The organism is Pseudomonas frederiksbergensis, from assembly GCF_003732705.1.
In the GTDB taxonomy this organism is placed as follows: domain Bacteria; phylum Pseudomonadota; class Gammaproteobacteria; order Pseudomonadales; family Pseudomonadaceae; genus Aquipseudomonas; species Aquipseudomonas frederiksbergensis_F.
In genome coordinates this window covers 325221-343362 of the sequence record NZ_MOBR01000006.1, presented here as the reverse complement: position 1 = coordinate 343362, position 18142 = coordinate 325221, and the positions used below count along the sequence as shown (strand labels likewise).

24 protein-coding genes are annotated in these 18142 nt (G+C 57.9%); 8 read left to right on the top strand and 16 right to left on the bottom strand.

Annotated elements, in window-relative coordinates:
- Positions 1–106 precede the first annotated feature (106 nt).
- From BK667_RS06490 to tsaA, 5 genes are all read left to right on the top strand, one after another.
- Positions 107–580, top strand: a complete 474-nt coding sequence (locus BK667_RS06490) for an acetyltransferase (RefSeq protein ID WP_123512021.1) — start codon at positions 107–109, stop codon at positions 578–580.
- 184 nt (positions 581–764) lie between these two features.
- Complete coding sequence (locus tag BK667_RS06485; protein ID WP_123512019.1) at positions 765–1475, top strand: rRNA pseudouridine synthase; 711 nt, start codon at positions 765–767, stop codon at positions 1473–1475.
- A 75-nt stretch (positions 1476–1550) separates the two neighbouring features.
- A complete protein-coding gene (locus tag BK667_RS06480; RefSeq protein ID WP_054047039.1) occupies positions 1551–2021 on the top strand; it encodes a YehS family protein in 471 nt (156 codons plus the stop codon).
- 170 nt (positions 2022–2191) lie between these two features.
- Positions 2192–2962, top strand: coding sequence for an SDR family oxidoreductase (locus BK667_RS06475; RefSeq protein WP_123597110.1), 771 nt, complete (start codon positions 2192–2194; stop codon positions 2960–2962).
- Positions 2963–3132: 170 nt separating this feature from the next.
- A complete protein-coding gene (gene tsaA, locus BK667_RS06470) occupies positions 3133–3831 on the top strand; it encodes a tRNA (N6-threonylcarbamoyladenosine(37)-N6)-methyltransferase TrmO (protein WP_123512014.1) in 699 nt (232 codons plus the stop codon).
- 162 nt (positions 3832–3993) lie between these two features.
- Here the strand turns inward: tsaA and fpr are convergent, their stop codons facing one another.
- Positions 3994–4773: a ferredoxin-NADP reductase gene (gene fpr / locus BK667_RS06465; protein ID WP_003443014.1), complete on the bottom strand. Its 780-nt coding sequence runs from the start codon at positions 4771–4773 to the stop codon at positions 3994–3996.
- 138 nt (positions 4774–4911) lie between these two features.
- Here fpr and BK667_RS06460 point away from each other — a divergent pair, with 138 nt between their 5' ends.
- Positions 4912–5838 carry a LysR family transcriptional regulator gene (locus BK667_RS06460; RefSeq protein WP_166656010.1) on the top strand — a complete coding sequence of 309 codons (927 nt, stop codon included), beginning with the start codon at positions 4912–4914 and terminating at the stop codon, positions 5836–5838.
- Here the strand turns inward: BK667_RS06460 and BK667_RS06455 are convergent.
- The 3 genes from BK667_RS06455 to BK667_RS06445 form a co-directional block, all read right to left on the bottom strand.
- Positions 5835–6197, bottom strand: coding sequence for a diacylglycerol kinase (locus BK667_RS06455; protein ID WP_007947182.1), 363 nt, complete (start codon positions 6195–6197; stop codon positions 5835–5837). The two genes, BK667_RS06460 and BK667_RS06455, sit on opposite strands and share 4 nt — an antisense overlap.
- Positions 6198–6273: 76 nt before the next feature.
- Positions 6274–6924, bottom strand: a complete 651-nt coding sequence (gene erdR / locus BK667_RS06450; RefSeq protein WP_123512012.1) for a response regulator transcription factor ErdR — start codon at positions 6922–6924, stop codon at positions 6274–6276.
- Positions 6925–7164: 240 nt separating this feature from the next.
- Positions 7165–7923: a tRNA-uridine aminocarboxypropyltransferase gene (locus BK667_RS06445; RefSeq protein WP_123597109.1), complete on the bottom strand. Its 759-nt coding sequence runs from the start codon at positions 7921–7923 to the stop codon at positions 7165–7167.
- A 190-nt stretch (positions 7924–8113) separates the two neighbouring features.
- Here BK667_RS06445 and BK667_RS06440 point away from each other — a divergent pair, with 190 nt between their 5' ends.
- Positions 8114–8539 (top strand): PA3611 family quorum-sensing-regulated virulence factor, encoded by a 426-nt coding sequence (locus tag BK667_RS06440; RefSeq protein ID WP_123597108.1) that lies wholly within the window; start codon positions 8114–8116, stop codon positions 8537–8539.
- Here BK667_RS06440 and BK667_RS06435 read toward each other — a convergent pair whose 3' ends face one another.
- Complete coding sequence (locus BK667_RS06435; RefSeq protein WP_054047053.1) at positions 8540–8734, bottom strand: hypothetical protein; 195 nt, start codon at positions 8732–8734, stop codon at positions 8540–8542.
- Between the two features lie 349 nt (positions 8735–9083).
- Here BK667_RS06435 and BK667_RS06430 point away from each other — a divergent pair, with 349 nt between their 5' ends.
- A complete protein-coding gene (locus tag BK667_RS06430) occupies positions 9084–10202 on the top strand; it encodes an LOG family protein (protein ID WP_123597107.1) in 1119 nt (372 codons plus the stop codon).
- A 51-nt stretch (positions 10203–10253) separates the two neighbouring features.
- Here BK667_RS06430 and recX read toward each other — a convergent pair whose 3' ends face one another.
- The 11 genes from recX to BK667_RS06375 form a co-directional block, all read right to left on the bottom strand.
- Complete coding sequence (gene recX / locus BK667_RS06425) at positions 10254–10721, bottom strand: recombination regulator RecX (protein WP_123512005.1); 468 nt, start codon at positions 10719–10721, stop codon at positions 10254–10256.
- Positions 10722–10729: 8 nt separating this feature from the next.
- Complete coding sequence (gene recA, locus BK667_RS06420; RefSeq protein ID WP_007907270.1) at positions 10730–11782, bottom strand: recombinase RecA; 1053 nt, start codon at positions 11780–11782, stop codon at positions 10730–10732.
- Positions 11783–11865: 83 nt separating this feature from the next.
- Positions 11866–12366, bottom strand: coding sequence for a CinA family protein (locus BK667_RS06415; protein WP_123512002.1), 501 nt, complete (start codon positions 12364–12366; stop codon positions 11866–11868).
- Positions 12367–12445: 79 nt separating this feature from the next.
- Positions 12446–12964 (bottom strand): lysis system spanin subunit, encoded by a 519-nt coding sequence (locus BK667_RS06410; protein WP_123597106.1) that lies wholly within the window; start codon positions 12962–12964, stop codon positions 12446–12448.
- On the bottom strand, positions 12946–13509 hold the full coding sequence (locus tag BK667_RS06405) for a glycoside hydrolase family 19 protein (RefSeq protein WP_123597105.1): 564 nt from the start codon (positions 13507–13509) through the stop codon (positions 12946–12948). Before BK667_RS06405 ends, BK667_RS06410 begins: the two co-directional genes overlap by 19 nt.
- Positions 13510–13528: 19 nt before the next feature.
- Positions 13529–13726, bottom strand: a complete 198-nt coding sequence (locus tag BK667_RS06400; protein ID WP_123597104.1) for a hypothetical protein — start codon at positions 13724–13726, stop codon at positions 13529–13531.
- A gap of 12 nt (positions 13727–13738) precedes the next feature.
- Positions 13739–14947, bottom strand: coding sequence for a carbohydrate-binding protein CenC (locus tag BK667_RS06395; RefSeq protein WP_123597103.1), 1209 nt, complete (start codon positions 14945–14947; stop codon positions 13739–13741).
- Positions 14948–15053: 106 nt separating this feature from the next.
- Entirely contained in the window at positions 15054–15500 is a 447-nt protein-coding gene (locus BK667_RS06390) for a phage tail assembly chaperone (protein WP_123597102.1), read from the bottom strand.
- Positions 15501–16394 carry a gp53-like domain-containing protein gene (locus BK667_RS06385; protein ID WP_123597101.1) on the bottom strand — a complete coding sequence of 298 codons (894 nt, stop codon included), beginning with the start codon at positions 16392–16394 and terminating at the stop codon, positions 15501–15503. It abuts the gene before it with no gap.
- A gap of 26 nt (positions 16395–16420) precedes the next feature.
- Complete coding sequence (locus BK667_RS06380) at positions 16421–16984, bottom strand: tail fiber assembly protein (protein WP_123597100.1); 564 nt, start codon at positions 16982–16984, stop codon at positions 16421–16423.
- A 7-nt stretch (positions 16985–16991) separates the two neighbouring features.
- Complete coding sequence (locus tag BK667_RS06375) at positions 16992–18095, bottom strand: phage tail protein (protein WP_123597099.1); 1104 nt, start codon at positions 18093–18095, stop codon at positions 16992–16994.
- Positions 18096–18142: the final 47 nt, after the last annotated feature.

The following is an 18142-nucleotide window of genomic DNA, read 5'->3' as shown; positions in this document are numbered from 1 at the left end:
AAAATACAAAAAGCCCTGCTCTCTTGACGAGATGCGGGGCTTTTTTACGTCTATCGTTTTGTGGAGAAAGGATTCGCATCATTCACCCCATGAGAGGCAGGCGGGCATGCGCCACCATTCGGTCATCCACACACCGAAACACAGTGATTACGAAGAACTAACCCGGGTCTGGGAGGCCTCGGTGCGCGCCACCCATGACTTTCTGCCGGACAGCTACATCGAACTGTTGAAGAACCTGGTGCTGACCCGCTACCTCGACGCGGTGATGCTGATCTGCACCAAGGATTCGCGTCAGCGTATTACCGGGTTCGCCGGCGTCGCGGCGGGCAAGGTCGAGATGCTCTTTATCGACCCGGCCCATCGCGGCCAGGGCCTGGGCAAGCAACTGCTGCGCTATGCCCTGGAACGCCTGAACGCCGATGAGCTGGACGTCAACGAACAGAACCCGCAGGCGCTGGGGTTTTACTTCAAACAAGGCTTCGAGGTGATTGGCCGCTCGGAAGTCGACGGCATGGGCCAGCCTTATCCGTTGTTGCACATGCGCTTGCGCCAGGGGCAACAACTGGCCCGCAATGGTTAACACAAGACAATGTGGGAGCGAGCCTGCTCGCGAAAGCGGCCTGTCTGCCAACATCAATGTTGACTGATAGATCGCCTTCGCGAGCAGGCTCGCTCCCACAATAAAGCCAAACGGTGAAATGGACCCGCGATTAACCCGCGCCCAGCAGGTACAATGCCCACCCCTTTTTTGTTACGGCCCTGTCATGACTGACCCGATTCGTCTCTCCAAACGCCTCATCGAACTCGTCGGCTGTTCCCGTCGGGAGGCTGAGCTGTTCATCGAGGGCGGCTGGGTCACCGTGGACGGCGAAGTCATCGACGAGCCGCAGTTCAAGGTCGAGAACCAGAAAGTCGAGCTCGACCCAGAGGCCAAAGCCACTGCGCCGGAGCCGGTGACCATTCTGTTCAACGTCCCCGTGGGCATGGATGCGGAAACGGCCATGGCCACTATCAGCGCCGAAACCCTGAGCGAAGAGCACCGCTTCAGCAAACGTCCGCTCAAGGGCCACTTCCTGCGCCTGACCGCCAGCACCGACCTGCAGGCCAACGCCAGCGGTCTTCTGGTGTTCACCCAGGACTGGAAGATCCTGCGCAAGCTCACCGCCGATTCGGCGAAAATCGAGCAGGAGTATGTGGTCGAGGTTGAAGGCGACATGGTGGCTCACGGCCTCAATCGCCTGAACCATGGCCTGACTTACAAGGGTAAGGAACTGCCGGCGGTGAAGGCCAGCTGGCAGAACGAAAACCGTCTGCGCTTTGCGATGAAGAACCCACAACCGGGCGTGATTGCCCTGTTCTGCCAGGCCGTGGGCCTGAAGGTCGTCGCCATCCGTCGCATCCGCATCGGCGGCGTGTCCATCGGCAAAGTGCCGCTGGGGCAATGGCGCTACCTGTCCGGCAAAGAGAAGTTCTAAGACTTTTCACGCCGCCCTACATTTCGGCGCCGCTGCTTATGCGGCGCCCACTGCTGAATATCAGGATTGCACACCATGATTCATAACGACGTACTGCGCAGCGTGCGCTACATGCTCGACATCAGCGACAAGAAAGTCATCGAGATCATCAAGATCGGCGGCATGGACGTGTCCATGGAAGACCTGCTGACCTACCTCGACAAGAAAGAGGAAGACGAGGAAGGCTTCGTGCGCTGCCCGGACGAAGTCATGGCGCACTTCCTCGATGGCCTGGTGATCTTCAAGCGCGGCAAAGACGAAAGCCGTCCACCGCAGCCGATCGAAACCCCGGTGACCAACAACATCATCCTGAAGAAACTGCGTGTGGCCTTCGAGCTGAAAGAAGACGACATGCACGCGATCCTCAAGGCTTCCGAGTTCCCGGTGTCCAAGCCTGAGCTGAGCGCGCTGTTCCGCAAGTTCGGCCACACCAACTACCGCACCTGTGGTGACCAGTTGCTGCGCAACTTCCTCAAAGGCCTGACCCTGCGCGTTCGTCCGCAGTAACGGCGGCCAACCCTGTAGGAGCAAAGCTTGCTCGCGATGGCGTTTTCGAGATCGCCATCGCGAGCAAGCTTTGCTCCTACAAATAGATCTCCATTCCGCGCAAAAATAGTGGCTCCGCTTCCGGCGGCTGACGACTAGGGTGTACTAACCCTCAGCTCTCAGGATTCGCCATGCACCCGTATTTTTCCCTGCAAGGCCGCACCGCTCTGGTGACCGGCGGCACCCGTGGTATCGGCAAAATGATCGCCAAGGCGTATGTCGAGGCCGGCGCGACCGTGTACGTCTGCGCCCGGGATGCAGAGGCTTGTCTGCAAACTGCCGAGGAGTTGAGTGCGCTCGGCATCTGCCACGGCATGGCGGCCAATCTCGCCACCGAGGAAGGTGTGCTGCAACTGGCGACGCGCCTGGGCGAGCAGATCGAACACCTGGACATTCTGGTGAACAACGCCGGCACCACTTGGGGCGCACCGCTGGAAAGCTACCCGATCAAGGGCTGGGAAAAGGTCATGCAGCTCAACGTGACCTCGGTGTTCAACTGTATCCAGCAGTTTCTGCCGCTATTACGCAAAGCAGGCACTGAAGCCAACCCGGCGCGAATCATCAACATCGGTTCGGTGGCGGGGATTTCCTCCTTTGGTGAACAGGCTTATGCCTACGGGCCGAGTAAAGCCGCCCTACATCAACTGTCGCGGATTCTGGCGCGGGAACTGGTGAGCCAGCACATCAACGTCAACGTGATCGCACCGGGGCGGTTTCCGAGCAAGATGACGGCGCACATCGGCAATGATGAGCAGGCGCTGGCGGAAGATACGGCGTTGATTCCGATGAAGCGTTGGGGCCGGGAGGAAGAAATGGCGGCGTTGGCGATCAGTCTGGCGAGTACGGCGGGGGCTTATATGACCGGGAATATCATTCCGTTGGATGGTGGTTTTAGCCTCTGATCGCCTCACCATGATCGTTCCCACGCTCCGCGTGGGAATGCAGCCCGGGACGCTCCGCGTCCCAAAAGCGGACGCAGAGCGTCCATTGAGGCATTCCCACGCAAAGCGTGGGAACGATCTTTGGGTGGGTTATCATGCCCACCTCACCTCACCCCGCCTCGACCCAGACCATGACCTACAGCGTTTCCCCCATTGGCTTCGTGCGCTCCTGCTTCAAGGAGAAATTCGCCATCCCGCGCCAACCGCAGCTGGCCCCGGCCGCTCGCGGCGTGCTGGAACTGGTGGCGCCGTTCGATCAGGGCGATGCGGTGCAGGGACTGGAGCAGGTCAGCCACGTCTGGTTGCTGTTCCTGTTCCATCAGGCCCTGGAAGAAAAGCCACGACTGAAGGTCCGCCCTCCTCGCCTGGGGGGTAACAAGTCCATGGGCGTTTTCGCCACCCGTGCGACCCATCGGCCCAATGGCATCGGCCAATCCGTGGTGAAACTGGACAGGGTCGAAGCCAATCGGTTGTTTATCTCCGGTATCGACCTGCTGGACGGCACGCCGGTTCTCGACATCAAACCCTACGTGCCTTACGCCGACATCATCGACAGCGCCTCCAACAGCATCGCCAGCGCCGCGCCGCAGTTGATTCCGGTGCGGTGGGCGGAGACAGCGCTGCAACAAGCTCACGAGCACGCCAAGCGCCTTGGCGAGCCGTTGGTTGCGCTGATTGATCAATGCCTGGCACAAGACCCACGCCCGGCGTACCAGATTCCTACACCTGAACGGGAATATGGCGCGCAGTTCTGGGATCTGGATGTGCGCTGGCATTACCCTGAGGCCGGGGTGATACGCGTCCTGGAAGTCATTCCCGCAAAAGTCTGAACACCAGAAACGAAAAAGCCCGTATGACTTCTTCAGGTCATGCGGGCTTTTGCTTTATGTGGGAGCGAGCTTGCTCGCGATAGCGGTTTGTCAGTCACATCAATGCTGCATGTGCTGAAGCCATCGCGAGCAAGCTCGCTCCCACAAGGGGTCGCGGAGTGCTTACTTCTCGACGAACGCACGCTCGATCAGGTAGTCACCCGGCTCGCGCATCCGCGGCGAAACTTTCAGGCCGAAGCTGTTCAACACTTCGCTGGTTTCGTCGAGCATGCTCGGGCTGCCACACAGCATGGCGCGGTCGTCCTGCGGGTTGATCGGTGGCAACCCTATGTCGCTGAACAGCTTGCCGCTGCGCATCAGGTCGGTCAGGCGGCCTTCGTTCTCGAACGGCTCGCGGGTCACGGTCGGGTAGTAGATCAACTTGTCACGCAGGGCCTCGCCGAAGAATTCGTTCTGCGGCAGGTGCTCGGTGATGAATTCGCGGTAAGCGACTTCGTTGACGTAGCGTACGCCGTGGCACAGGATCACTTTTTCGAAACGCTCGTAGGTTTCCGGGTCCTGGATGACGCTCATGAACGGCGCCAGACCGGTACCGGTGCTGAGCAGGTACAAATGTTTGCCAGGCTTCAAGTCATCCAGCACCAGCGTGCCGGTAGGCTTCTTGCTGATGATGATCTCGTCGCCTTCCTTCAGATGCTGCAACTGGGAAGTCAGCGGGCCATCAGGCACCTTGATGCTGAAGAACTCGAGATGCTCTTCCCAGTTCGGGCTGGCAATCGAGTAAGCGCGCATAAGCGGGCGGCCGTTGGGTTGTTGCAGGCCGATCATCACGAACTGACCGTTCTCGAAGCGCAGGCCCGGATCGCGGGTGCACTTGAAGCTGAACAGAGTGTCGTTCCAGTGGTGAACACTGAGGACACGCTCGTGGTTCATGTTGCTCATGTACGTGGGACTCCTGGAGATTGGTCTGCGCGCGCTCTGCAAAAAATGAACGGCTGTGCGCAATTGCATCGCATTCTAATGGCAGCCACAATATCTGTTAACTGGATTATTAAGATAAGGGTTATCGGTTATATAGATATGCGATTTACTCTACGTCAACTTCAAGTCTTCGTCGCCGTCGCTCAGCAGGAAAGCGTATCCCGTGCTGCGGGTCTGCTCAACCTCTCGCAATCGGCGGCCAGCACCTCGATTACCGAGCTGGAGCGCCAGTCCAGCTGCCAGCTGTTCGACCGCGCCGGCAAACGACTGAGCCTCAACGCCCTCGGCAAACAGCTATTGCCCCAGGCGGTGGCGCTGCTCGACCAGTCCAAGGAAATCGAAGACCTGCTCAATGGCAAGTCGGGTTTCGGCTCCCTGGCGGTCGGCGCGACCCTGACTATCGGCAATTACCTGGCGACGCTGCTGATCGGCAGCTTCATGCAGCGTCACCCGGAAAGCCAAGTAAAGCTGCATGTGCAGAACACCGCCAACATCGTGCAACAAGTCGCCCACTATGAAATTGACCTGGGTCTAATCGAAGGCGATTGCAGCCACCCGGACATCGAAGTGCAGAGCTGGGTCGAGGATGAACTGGTGGTGTTTTGTGCGCCCCAGCATCCGTTGGCCAAACGCGGTATCGCGACCATGGAAGAGCTGAGCCATGAGGCCTGGATCCTGCGCGAACAGGGCTCAGGCACACGACTGACCTTTGACCAGGCCATGCGTCACCATCGCAGCGCGCTGAATATTCGCCTGGAGCTGGAACACACCGAAGCGATCAAACGTGCGGTGGAGTCAGGCTTGGGGATTGGCTGCATTTCACGGTTGGCGCTGCGCGATGCGTTCCGCCGCGGCAGCCTGGTGGCGGTGGAGACGCCGGATCTGGACCTGGCGCGGCAGTTCTATTTCATTTGGCACAAACAGAAATTTCAGACGCCAGCGATGCGCGAATTCCTCGATCTGTGCCGCGCCTTCACCGCCGGGGTCCAGCGCAGCGACGAGATCGTCCTGCCTACCATCGCTTAAAGCAGAATCACCGCCCAGACCAGCGCGATCATGGTCAATGCCACGAACTGCGCGGCACTGCCCATGTCCTTGGCGTTCTTGGACAGCGGGTGCAATTCAAGGGAAATGCGGTCGATCGCCGCTTCTACCGCCGAATTGAGCAACTCGACAATCAAGGCCAACAGACAGACGGCGATCAGCAGCGCTTGCTCGACCCGGCTGACGTTCAGGAAGAACGAAATCGGAATCAGGATAACGTTGAGCAACACCAGTTGCCGAAAAGCCGCTTCACCGGTAAAGGCTGCGCGCAGGCCGTCCAGCGAGTAGCCAGAGGCGTTGAGGATGCGTTTTAGGCCGGTCTGGCCTTTAAAAGGTGACATAGGGTAGGCAACTGAACCAAAAAGGAGTGGGAAAGCTAGAGTAAAGAAAGTCAAAAAAGCGTGAATCTGTTGTGCTTTAGTGGCTCGAAATTGACTCAAGTTGTTGCAAGAGCAGTGCCGCCTGGGTTCGGGTCCGCACATTCAGCTTGCGGAAGATCGCCGTCACGTGAGCCTTGATCGTCGCTTCGGACACGCTCAGCTCGTAGGCAATCTGCTTGTTCAGCAACCCCTCGCACACCATAGTCAGCACCCGGAACTGCTGGGGCGTCAAGCTTGCAAGCCCCTCGCTGGCAGCCTTGGCTTCGGCGGAAACGCTGACCGCTTCGAACGCCTGGGGCGGCCAGAAGACGTCGCCATCAAGCACCGCACGTACGGCTTTTTGAATGACACTCAAGTCACTCGACTTGGGTATGAAACCGCTGGCGCCGAATTCCCGGGACTTGACCATGATCGAGGCTTCTTCCTGGGCCGAGACCATCACCACCGGAATCTGCGGGTACTGACCGCGTAACAGCACCAGCCCGGAAAAACCGTAAGCCCCCGGCATGTTCAGGTCCAGCAGCACCAGATCCCAGTCGGATTTTTCGTCCAGGCGGGTTTCCAGTTCGGCAATGCTCGCCACTTCCACCAGACGGACATCCGGGCCCAGGCCCAGGGTCACCGCTTGGTGTAAGGCACTACGAAAAAGAGGATGGTCATCGGCTATCAGGATTTCGTATGTGGCCATTTTTCAAATGATCCTGTTTTTTATGGGGCGCCCGATGCATTCAAGCGTCGCCAATACAACTCGAGGTACAGCCACGGAGCTGTACCAACAGGGCACGTTCAACGCCAATCACGTGGTAATCCACGTAAAAAGTCGGCGTATCAAACTTTGGCCGCGCCCTAATCGGCGCCAAGCATGCCCAGCGAAGCCGGGGTGGTCAAGTAACGTGGCCGCCACAGTTCTTTGCAGTATGGGCGACAATCAGCCGATGACCGGAACCGTGTTCTGCACAAAAGGCATCAGCTCGGCGTGGGCCGGGGTTTCGACGTTCATATCCAGCTGACGCTTGGCATCCAGGTAATGCTGGCTGAATACATCGAAGTACGCGTCAAGTGCCGATGCCGCGTCAGTATCACCCGCCAGATCCAGGCACAGCGCAGCCACTTCGGCGGTGCACAAGTGCTCGCTGCGGGTCGAGCGGCGCAAGCGATACCGGGAGAGTTTCTCCGGGAGCAGGCTGAGGATGGGCAACTGGTCAAAGTAAGGGCTTTTGCGAAAAATCTTCCGGGCTTCGGTCCAGGTGGCGTCCAGCAGAATAAATAGCGGGCGCCTGGTGCTCTCGACATTGACCGTGTTGGTCACGCGCTCGGGCTCGACGTACTCGCCCGGAAACACCAGATACGGCTGCCATCGCGGATCGGCCAGCAGATCCAGCAGTTGCTGATCGACTTCGGTGCGCGACCAAATGAACGCATGGTTATCGCGGACCACATCCGCAATCAGCCAGCCCGTATTGCTGGGTTTGAACACTTCCTTGTTGGTCATGATCAGGCACACGCCGGAGCGGGTTTCGACCTGCGGACGCCAGGCACACAGGCAATGGCTCTCGATCACCCGGCAGGCACGGCAACGCGGTGCCCGCCAGCCACGGGCCTGAATCGGCTTGATGCCTTCCTCTTCGCGCTCATCGCGCAAGCGGGCCACGGCGTTTATCGCAAAGTGAGCAGGGATGGTGTTCATCGCAGGCAACGCCGACAGGTAGGGAAAATCGACACAAAAAACACTCGGCAAGGCAGAAAGTGCCGGCAGTTTATCAGAGCGGCCGGCGCAAGCCTGTACCGTCCGGGCCCGCTCCCCTATAATTCGCCGCCACTGAACGCACAGTCACGTGACGGGTCGAACCAACCAGTCACTGAACCAGGAGAGTTTCATGCTGCGCCTTATCGTTCCCACCGCTGCCGTTCTATTGGTGTCGTCCTTCAGCGCTCAGGCCGTTTCCTTGAGTGAGCAGACGCTCAACAGAGAGCTGCGAAACGTCGCCGCACAGAGCAGCGTCGGCACCCCCCGGGCGATCAACGAGGACATTCTCGATCAGGGCTACACCGTCGAAGGCAATACGCTGATCAACCACTTGAGCGTGCAAAGCAGCCACGCCGAAAAAATGCGTGCCGATCCCAAAGCCGTGTATTTCCAGTTGGGCGCCTCTGTCTGCAACAACCCGTCGTTCCGCAAACTGATGGCCAAGGGCGCAGTGATGCGTTACGACTTCACTGAGGTGAAGACCAACCGCTCGGTCGGCTCCGCCAGCTATCAGGAATCGGATTGCCCGAAAGCGACACCGGCCAAGAAGAAGTAATCATCGGGAATTGGCGCGTCGCTGTTCATCCTCGGCGCGCAGTTCTGCCAGCAACGCCTGCAAATATCGCGAACGGCGCTCGCCGCCGCCCAGACGCCGGCAGCACTCCTCTTCAAGACTCAAATGATTGGTCTCTGCTGACGACTTCAATAATCGATACAGCTGCGCATCGATCTCCAGAATCAATCTGGCCATGATTTACCGCCTCCCTGCTCACTCATTTCCCTGAACCGCTGTCACTTCGCGTACTGCCTTTGACGCAAAGTTGTCGTACCGCGCCTGTAACTTAGTAAATCAGAGCCACAGCCACCGAGCTTGCGTTCTGACGAGCGGTGAAACCACCTTGCAAATCGTCAATAAGCGGTTGCCAGGAAAGACTTTGCGGCGCAATGATCAAGGCAGCGTAATTGATCCAGAGGAACTAGATTTAGCGTATTCACATTGACTGTCAGGCCGAAAAGGAGCGGCCCGTTATGCGTTTGTTGTTGCGAAGGTTTTTTTCACTCGCTGGAAAAAACACAGCCTGCATGCAAGGAGAAGTTGAATGCCTTACCAACCGAATGACCTCCTCAGCCGTCATTTTGAAGAAAGCGGCCACGACCTCACCAGCAAGGTCGAAGAGCAACTCAACCTGGTTTCACCCAACAGCCCCAATATCCCGATTTACCGCGACATGATCCTGACCGTGCTGCGCATGGCCCAGGAAGATCACAACCGCTGGAACGCCAAGATTACCCTGCAGGCCCTGCGCGAACTGGAGCACGCATTCCGTGTGCTGGAACAGTTCAAGGGTCGGCGCAAAGTCACTGTGTTCGGCTCGGCCCGCACACCGATCGAGCATCCGCTGTATGGCATGGCCCGGGAACTCGGCGCCGCACTGGCGCGCTCGGACCTGATGGTCATCACCGGTGCCGGCGGCGGCATCATGGCTGCCGCTCACGAAGGCGCCGGCCTGGAACACAGCCTGGGGTTCAACATCACCCTGCCCTTCGAGCAGCATGCCAATCCTACCGTCCAGGGCACCACCAACCTTCTGTCCTTCCACTTCTTCTTTACTCGAAAGCTGTTCTTCGTCAAGGAAGCCGACGCGCTGGTCCTGTGCCCGGGCGGTTTCGGTACGCTGGACGAAGCGCTGGAAGTGCTGACCCTGATCCAGACCGGTAAAAGTCCACTGGTGCCGGTGGTGCTGCTGGATACGCCGGGGGGCACCTTCTGGCAAGGCGCGCTGGACTTCATCCACCATCAACTGGAGGAAAACCGTTACATCCTGCCGACCGACATGAAGTTGGTGAGCCTGGTCTACAGTGCCGAAGAAGCGGTGCAGCAGATCAACCAGTTCTACAGCAACTTCCACTCCAGCCGCTGGCTCAAGCATCAGTTTGTGATTCGCATGAATCACCAGCTCAGCGACGGCGCGCTCGAACACATGCAGACGGCCTTCGCCGACCTGTGCCTGAGCGACCATTTCCATCAGCATGTCTATAGCGGCGAGGAGCACGATGAGCCGCAGTTCAGCCATCTGGCGCGACTGGCCTTCACCTTTAATGCCCGTGATCATGGGCGCCTGCGGGAATTGGTGGACTTCATCAACCTGCCGGAAAACTGGGCACAGCCCAAACCCCAGGCGCAACAGCGCACGCGGGAACCGTCCAAGGTGACGTAAACAACAGGCAAAAAAAAACGGCCCGCTATCGAAATAGCGGGCCGTTTTTATTTAATCGTCCATCCCTCGACCGCTGAACAAGCGGTTGATCATCTCCATGGAAAACCCCCGATACGCCAGGAAACGCCCTTGTTTGGATCGCTCCCGCATGTCTATCGGTAAATGCCCGGCAAACTTGCGTCGCCAGGTGTCTTCCAGTTGTTCCTGCCAATTGATACCGCTCTCGCGCAATGCCAGTTCAATGTCAGGACGTTGCAGGCCGCGCTGGCCCAGCTCTTCGCGAATGCGCAAAGGGCCGTAACCGGAACGGGCACGGTAGGAAACAAAGCTTTCGAGGTAACGGGATTCGGACAGCAAACCCTCTTCCGTCAACCGGTCGAGTGCTGTGTCGATCATTTCAGGGAGGGCGCCGCGCTGACGCAGTTTACGCGTCAGCTCGACCCGACCGTGCTCGCGTCGTGCGAGCAGGTCCATTGCGGTTCGCCGCACCGCGACGAGTGTATCGAGTACGGCGGTCATCGGATCAATCAGATATCAGCGTCAGCCAGGTCATCAGCAGTCTCTTTGACTGGCGATGCTTTGACGTCCGGCGCCGGGGTCAGCAGTTTGTCACGCAACTGCTTCTCGAGCTTCGCGGCGATTTCCGGATTGTCTGCCAGGAACTTGGCCGAGTTGGCCTTGCCCTGACCGATCTTGGTGCCTTCATAAGCGTACCAGGCACCGGACTTCTCGACGAAACCGTGCAGAACACCCAGGTCGATCATCTCACCGTTGAGGTAGATGCCTTTGCCGTAAAGAATCTGGAACTCAGCCTGACGGAACGGCGAAGCGACCTTGTTCTTCACAACCTTGACGCGGGTTTCGCTACCGACAACCTCGTCACCTTCCTTCACCGCACCTGTACGACGGATATCCAGACGAACCGAAGCGTAGAACTTCAGCGCGTTACCACCGGTGGTGGTTTCCGGGCTGCCGAACATCACGCCGATTTTCATACGGATCTGGTTGATGAAGATAACCAGGCAGTTGGCGTTCTTGATGTTACCGGTGATCTTACGCAGCGCCTGGGACATCAGGCGGGCTTGCAGGCCCACGTGCATGTCACCCATTTCGCCTTCGATCTCGGCCTTTGGCACCAGGGCAGCTACGGAGTCGACGATGATCACGTCAACCGCGTTGGAGCGCACCAGCATGTCGGTGATTTCCAGGGCCTGCTCGCCGGTGTCCGGCTGGGAAACCAGCAGGTCGTCGACGTTGACGCCCAGTTTGCCGGCGTACTCAGGGTCGAGGGCGTGTTCGGCGTCGACGAATGCGCAGGTCGCGCCGGCTTTTTGAGCCTGGGCGATCACCGACAGTGTCAGCGTGGTTTTACCGGAAGATTCAGGACCGTAGATTTCAACGATACGGCCTTTTGGCAGGCCGCCAATGCCGAGCGCGATGTCCAGACCCAGAGAGCCAGTGGAGATAGCCGGGATCGCCTGACGGTCCTGATCGCCCATACGCATTACGGCACCCTTGCCGAATTGACGTTCGATCTGACCCAGGGCCGCAGCCAAGGCTTTCTTCTTGTTGTCGTCCATTAAAGTCCTCACGTAATCAATAAGGCCTGACGGCCAACACCTGTATAAGTAGCCAGTATTATTCCACAGCGATTCAGGATCGCCTACCCCTGATTTGAGATTTCTCCAGCGGCATGGCGCAGCAGCCCCTCTAGCGCGGCCTTCACCGTTTGTCGGCGGACCTCATCGCGGTTGCCGGGGAAGTGCTGGACCTCGCTGAACACCGCTTCGCCGACGCCCCAGGCCAGCCAGACCGTGCCCACCGGCTTGCTCGCAGAACCGCCATCCGGCCCTGCGACACCGCTGACCGCCACGGCAAACTGCGCATGGCTTTTATCCTGCGCGCCACGAACCATGGCCTCCACCACCTCGCGACTGACCGCCCCCACCGTCTCGAACAACCCCTCGGGCACATTCAGTTGCAAGGTTTTCTGGCGGTTGGAATACGTCACATAGCCGGCCTCAAACCACGCCGAACTCCCGGGAATACGGGTGATCGCCTCGGCGATCCCGCCACCGGTGCAAGACTCGGCGGTCGTCACGTGGGCATTGAGAACCTGCATGCGTCTGCCAAGTTCAGCGGCCAGCTGGGTGATTTCTTTCACGGTCCTCTCCTGATCGGGCTGAATGGAACCACCGTACACGAGCACATCACGCTTGCAAGACACAGGTTCGATCAAAATGTTAGCGAGCCAGGGCCTTGATATAAGCCTGACAGGCCTGCAAGGCAATCAGTCCGCGGTCGCCGGCGTCGGTGATGGCGATAATTCGTTGAGCATGCGCCGGGTCAAGTCGGGCTCTTGGGGCGCCATGATCCACGCCGCCGGTGCCGGAGGCGGCTGGCATTGCACAGGTGGCGGCAACGTCATTGGCATCGAGGAGGACTGACAGGCGCACATCAGCAGTGGCAAGACGATCGCGCAAGCGACCTTGATCACGTTGGGCATCGTTAAGCGCTCGATAATGGATTTGTTCACTGGCCGACAACCGTTGTTCCAGGGCCAGACGCTTGTCCTGCTCGGCTTGTTGTTGCGTCGCGGCAGCCTGGGTCAGCTGATTCAGCGTCTCGGCCTGCAACCGGGCCTGTTCCGCCAGTTGCCGGGCATAACGCCAGTCCTGAACGTGCCAGGCCAGTACCGCCGAAAAACCGGCCAATACAACGATGCCCATCAGCCGCCAGGAAATCAGACCGAAGGCTGACATAGCACCGCCCTCGCCCGCGCCCAGATTTGCAGCCGATCCTCGAGCCCGTTCAGACCACCGTTGATCCGCCGGGTGATGCTGTTGAACTGGTCACGATCGGCCAGTTCATTCAGGCCGTTCTGCTCCCAGAACCAGGCGGCGGACTCTGCGGCCCACTGCGGTTGTTCCAGCAATTCAGGCAATGAAAGCAAACGCTCATCGCCAAACAGGCCGAGGCTGCACTCTCGGTAATTACTCCGACCGGTAATCTGGATCAGCCCACGACCGCGGTATTTCTGACCATCACCGTCGGCTTCTGGTGTGTTGCCCAGACGCAAGGCCAGGGTGCCGGTGTCGTATTTACTCAAGTATTGGTTGTTGCCGAGTTCACGTACGTACTGCAATTGCCCGGATTCATGGCCGACTTGCGCGAGGAACGCGGCGATGCGTTTCGGGGTGTTGATGTTGCGGTGGGTCATGGCGGAGTTGAGGGCGGAAATGAAAACGCCCGCTTGGGAGCGGGCGTTGGGCATTATGTTTTGGAGTTGCTGCGTAGTGACATTCATACGATCGCCGCTGAATTTATTAAACAATCCGCTTTAGAAAAGCGAAGACCCCTTGACCGGATACCTTGTTCTCCGGCGGCGAGTCTAATGGCAAGGTTTCACCCCCCAACGCCACCCAGTCAAGGTATTCGAGCCAGTCTCGATTGGCAGGGTCCGAAGGAACAAAGGCCAGATCAGAAAGGCGATAAACGCCATTAATGGTCGATTGATAACTCATATTTTTTGCTTCCTATAATTCTGCGTCCGCGGTCCATTCCAGTTGCAAGGTATGCCCGGGCACACTGCCAACAGCGGTCACTGTGGCAAAGGCGATATTGCGATTGGTCAGGCCCTGGACGGTCGTTCCCGTACAGGCTTTGGCCATTGACTGGTTCCAGACCTGATTGCTGTTGTCCCCAGGAGAAAACATCGCAATAGTTGCCTGCGCTCTTTTCTGCACCAGAAAAGGAATAGTCATCCCATACTGCCCGCTGTTAGCGGCTGAAATCTGAGTGAACGTTGCCTGACAAGTAGTGGTGCCATTACCCGCCTGAAGCAAAATCCCGGCATTGAATGACTTTTCGAAGTAGCGCTGACAATCGATCAGTTGCTGTGGAATAGACAGATATTCGAACGGTGTGGAAACCGGGCCTTCTTCAAGTTGAATTTGAGCAAGGTCCACGGTCTGCAAAACGTTTAACGGCAAATCGAAGGCCAGCCGCAGGTAATCATTGTTCACGTTCCCCAACATCTTTCCGGCCAATGATGGAACCTGGAAGGTAGCCGTGTACCTGGCCCACGACGTGGTCAGTTGGAAGTTACCCACGGTATTGTCGACCGACGCCGACCCGCTCGGCCCAAAGTATTGCGTAATGGAAACCTTGAGTGGACGCGCTGCATCCGACTTGGCCCAAAACGTAACAGTGGCAACTTTACCGGCCAAGGTTCTGACCGACTCAATAGCCTGGGATATTTTGTGAACCGTTGCACCCGTACCAGCGGTCACTTGCTGCCATCGAAGAAAGTGCCGCGGCTCATTAGGCACTTCGGTCTGGCCTAAAACAAAGTTTTGCTGGGTGATGTTCACACCCGCATTGCCGTTCCAGTCACAACGAAACCGATCAGCGATAAAGCCTCCGATGTTAGGCCCGATGTTTGAGGATCCGCGTTGCCAGATATCAAAGCCACCGTTGATCAGCACATTTTTCCGATAAACCTGCGCGGGGAAATTTTGCAGCGGATCCGGTTTCGATAGCTGCCTGATCGCCGTTGCAAGTTGGTCATTACGATCTTCCTTTGGCGTCAGTCCGGCTTCGGTGATGGCGTTGCGAATTTCTTCGGTGACGCCATTGCCCCAACTTGCCGGAATCAAGGAGCCTGGCGTACCCGCCATCGGATCTTCATCCACAAAGCGCCCGTTGACCAGGCCGGCACTGGGAACACTGTTTGGATAGTCCATCTCTTACTGTCCTCTATCATTTATCGATATCCACATTCCTGCGCTCTGTCACGTTCAAGAACGTCAGAGTCCCTATGGCATCAGCAGCGAAAACGAAAGCGTCGTATCAGAGAAACCCGAGCAACCCTTTCGGTGTGCCGGGTCGATGTTCGGTAAAGGGGAAGAATGAGTTTTGCGGCCAATCCCGAAGCGCCCGCCGATAGGCTTGCAATTCGGCATATTGATCGGTGGTCAATGTCGTACCGCCGCCATCCTCCAGTTCATCGCGATCACGAGCGACCATGCTGTCCGTCACTAACAGTTGTGCGTCACGCCAGATGCGCTCGATATTCTCGGCTTCTTCCGGCGCCAGGGGCGGTGTATCGACAAGAACGGGATAGCCGTTATCGGCACGTACGGAAATCATCTTTGCAGTGACGGCCAATTCTTGAAGCAGGGATATCCAGTACGCCCGAGGGATTTCAATGACATCCGCTGGAATATCCGAACTATTGATCCCTGGCACATAAACGCCACAGGTACTTGCACTAAACAAAACATTGAACTCGTTCATTCAATAACCCTTGGCAAAGTAATAAACGCCCCATCCGCCGGCTGATCCGCCGTTCATGTCTCGGACTCTCAAGCGGCAGCCCGTTTTTGTGGCGCTGCCCGCGTACAAGATGACCGCGGCCCCTTCACCCCCCACATGGTTGGCAACAATGGAAGAAAAGGCTGTTGGAAACGCAGTGAGAAACGTCACATAAATCTCACCATTGGCATCCGTCGTACCGTAACCCCATTGATCAATATTGCCGCTGGGGTACTTCTGGTAACCGGGAGTACCCACCACACCGGAGAACGACGCGGCATATTTCAGGCTGGCTGTGCCATAAACCGCCCAGATACCTGACTCCCGGACAAAGTGCGCACTTTCACCCGAGTTCATCACCATTGAACTGAGAAAGGCCCCTTGGGGGCTGACCTGTGAACCGGTTTTACTGGCAATGGTAACGGCGGCGCTGTTGCGGCAATGCAGGCTGATCGTTGCCCCGTTCGGAACCGTCGTCGCGTCCGGCAGGGTCACCGTATAAGCGACGTTGCCGCCCAGTCCGATAGCCGTTCCCACATCCGCGACGGTCAACTGTGTCACTGCGGATATTCCACGAGAACTTGCATAGTTACCCAGCGCTCGCTGGACGAATTCGGAAGTTGCCGCTGACCGTCCCGCATCAAATTGCGGCGCCGTCAAAAACAGCGCCGGACTGCGCAATGCCGCGAGCAATTGAGTCTGAGACGCCTCATCGGGCGTAAAACCCGCCGCCTGAACGACACTCAGAATTTCCTGCGTGACACCATTACCCCAAGTTGCGGGAATCAACGAACCGGGTGTTCCGGAAAGCGGGTTTTCATCTGCAAACTTGCCATTGACCAGTCCGGCGCTGGGAACACTTTTTGGAAAATCCATGTTTCTTCATTCCTTGGTTAAGACGGTCAAGCTGCAACTGTTCCAGGGACAGGAGGCCAAACGACTTCAGTGGGAAAATCCGTTTGCCGCTCGATACGGTTGAGTTCAACGCTGTAGAGCTTCCACTCCATCAATGCCAGTTGCTCATCATGCGAGGCGTCACCGATATCTTCGGCGTATTGAAGCGGGGCTATACGCACAACGGCATCACGCAGCAGGGTGTCTCGTTTCGTCAGGGCCTGGTGTTCAAGATCGGCCAAGTGAGCCTTTTCATCTAACGCCCACGCTTCATTGACCCAACGATAGTAAGTACCCGGCCAAACCTGAGTCGTATAGCCCTGCGGCAGATCACCCAGTTCTACCCAGGTCTCTCTAAAGCCGGTGTCCGTGCGATAAACTTCGCCCCGGTAATCGGCTTTAAGTTGCAGCGCGTCCTCTACAAATGCCCAAGTATGAGCAACAGGTGCTTTGGACAATTCGATCCCCAGCGTTATGGCATTACTGGGCAACTGCACGCCGATACCCGGAACAACCGGAAACTCTACAGGGCCGAATAAGGCGCCACTTTCATCGATCAAATAATTAAACATATGCACCTCAAATCAGTTTGATTCGGCCCGGATAGGCAATGTTTCGGGGACGGGTTTCAGCGGAAAAGGTGCCGATATTCCCTACACCGCCCTCTGTACCTGCATCGAACGCTGGATTGGGATAAGTGGTAGCAACAGTCGTATTGGTAGGGACGGCGTTAACGTCATGTGCAACATCCCACAGCCCGTCAGGAATACTTGAGGCGGGTCTGATTGAACTGCCCGTGCCGGTGGGCAAGAAATGGTTATGCTTCTGAAGCGTGTGCACCTGGCTGCTGCCTGATGTGCGCGCCACGTCCACACCTCGGGACTCGTCCAGCACGCGAAGGAATTCCCCGCGCGCCTCCGGAATTCGGAAGTTCAGCGCACCATCTGCGGAAGTCCAGCCACCCTCCATACCTCCCCTCGCCGCCTCGGTGGTCAACGCCCCCGATTGTTGTGCGTGGTCCCAAAGCCAGGGCCAGTCACTGCGCGACAGGACATTGCCGTTGAGGGCGCCATAGCCGCCGGGGCTCATTTGCAGCGTCGTCTCGAAAAACGGTCGACCCAGCGGCGTGTTGTCAAACCGCCCTACCGGCCACCAACTGCCAGCGCCGTCGCTGCGCAGTTGCCACCAGTCGCCGCCGCCCATCAGCACCAGGAATGGATAACCCGATGCAGAAAGATGGGTATGAAATCTGATTCGATCGGAGCCGGCAGCCCGGATAACCAGACGGTTACCACTGTTGTCCACGCGTCGAACAATGACGTCGCGAACACCCAGGGCAACGTCGGCCGGTGGAAGCGTGATGGTGGTGGCTGCGGGGCTGCCATCAATCAACACCAGACCCAGTTCTTCCGGTGCCAGCACTTTCGATGCCGCCAGCCGGGTGACCACCGAACGCATCGGGCTAGTCATACCGATGATCGTCTGGATCGCCTTGAACAACTGGCCGTTGTCCGCTTCCGACGGAGCCATTCCGGCGCCGGCCACCACACTCAAAATCTCTTGCGTAACCGCATTGCCCCAGACTGCCGGAATCAACGATCCGGGCGAACCGGTCACCGGGTTTTCGTCGACAAATCTGCCGTTCACCAGTCCGACGCTGGGGATGCTTTTTGGATAATCCATGGCTTGTGCTCCCTGTAATAAAGCCATGCGGCGCAATCGACACAACA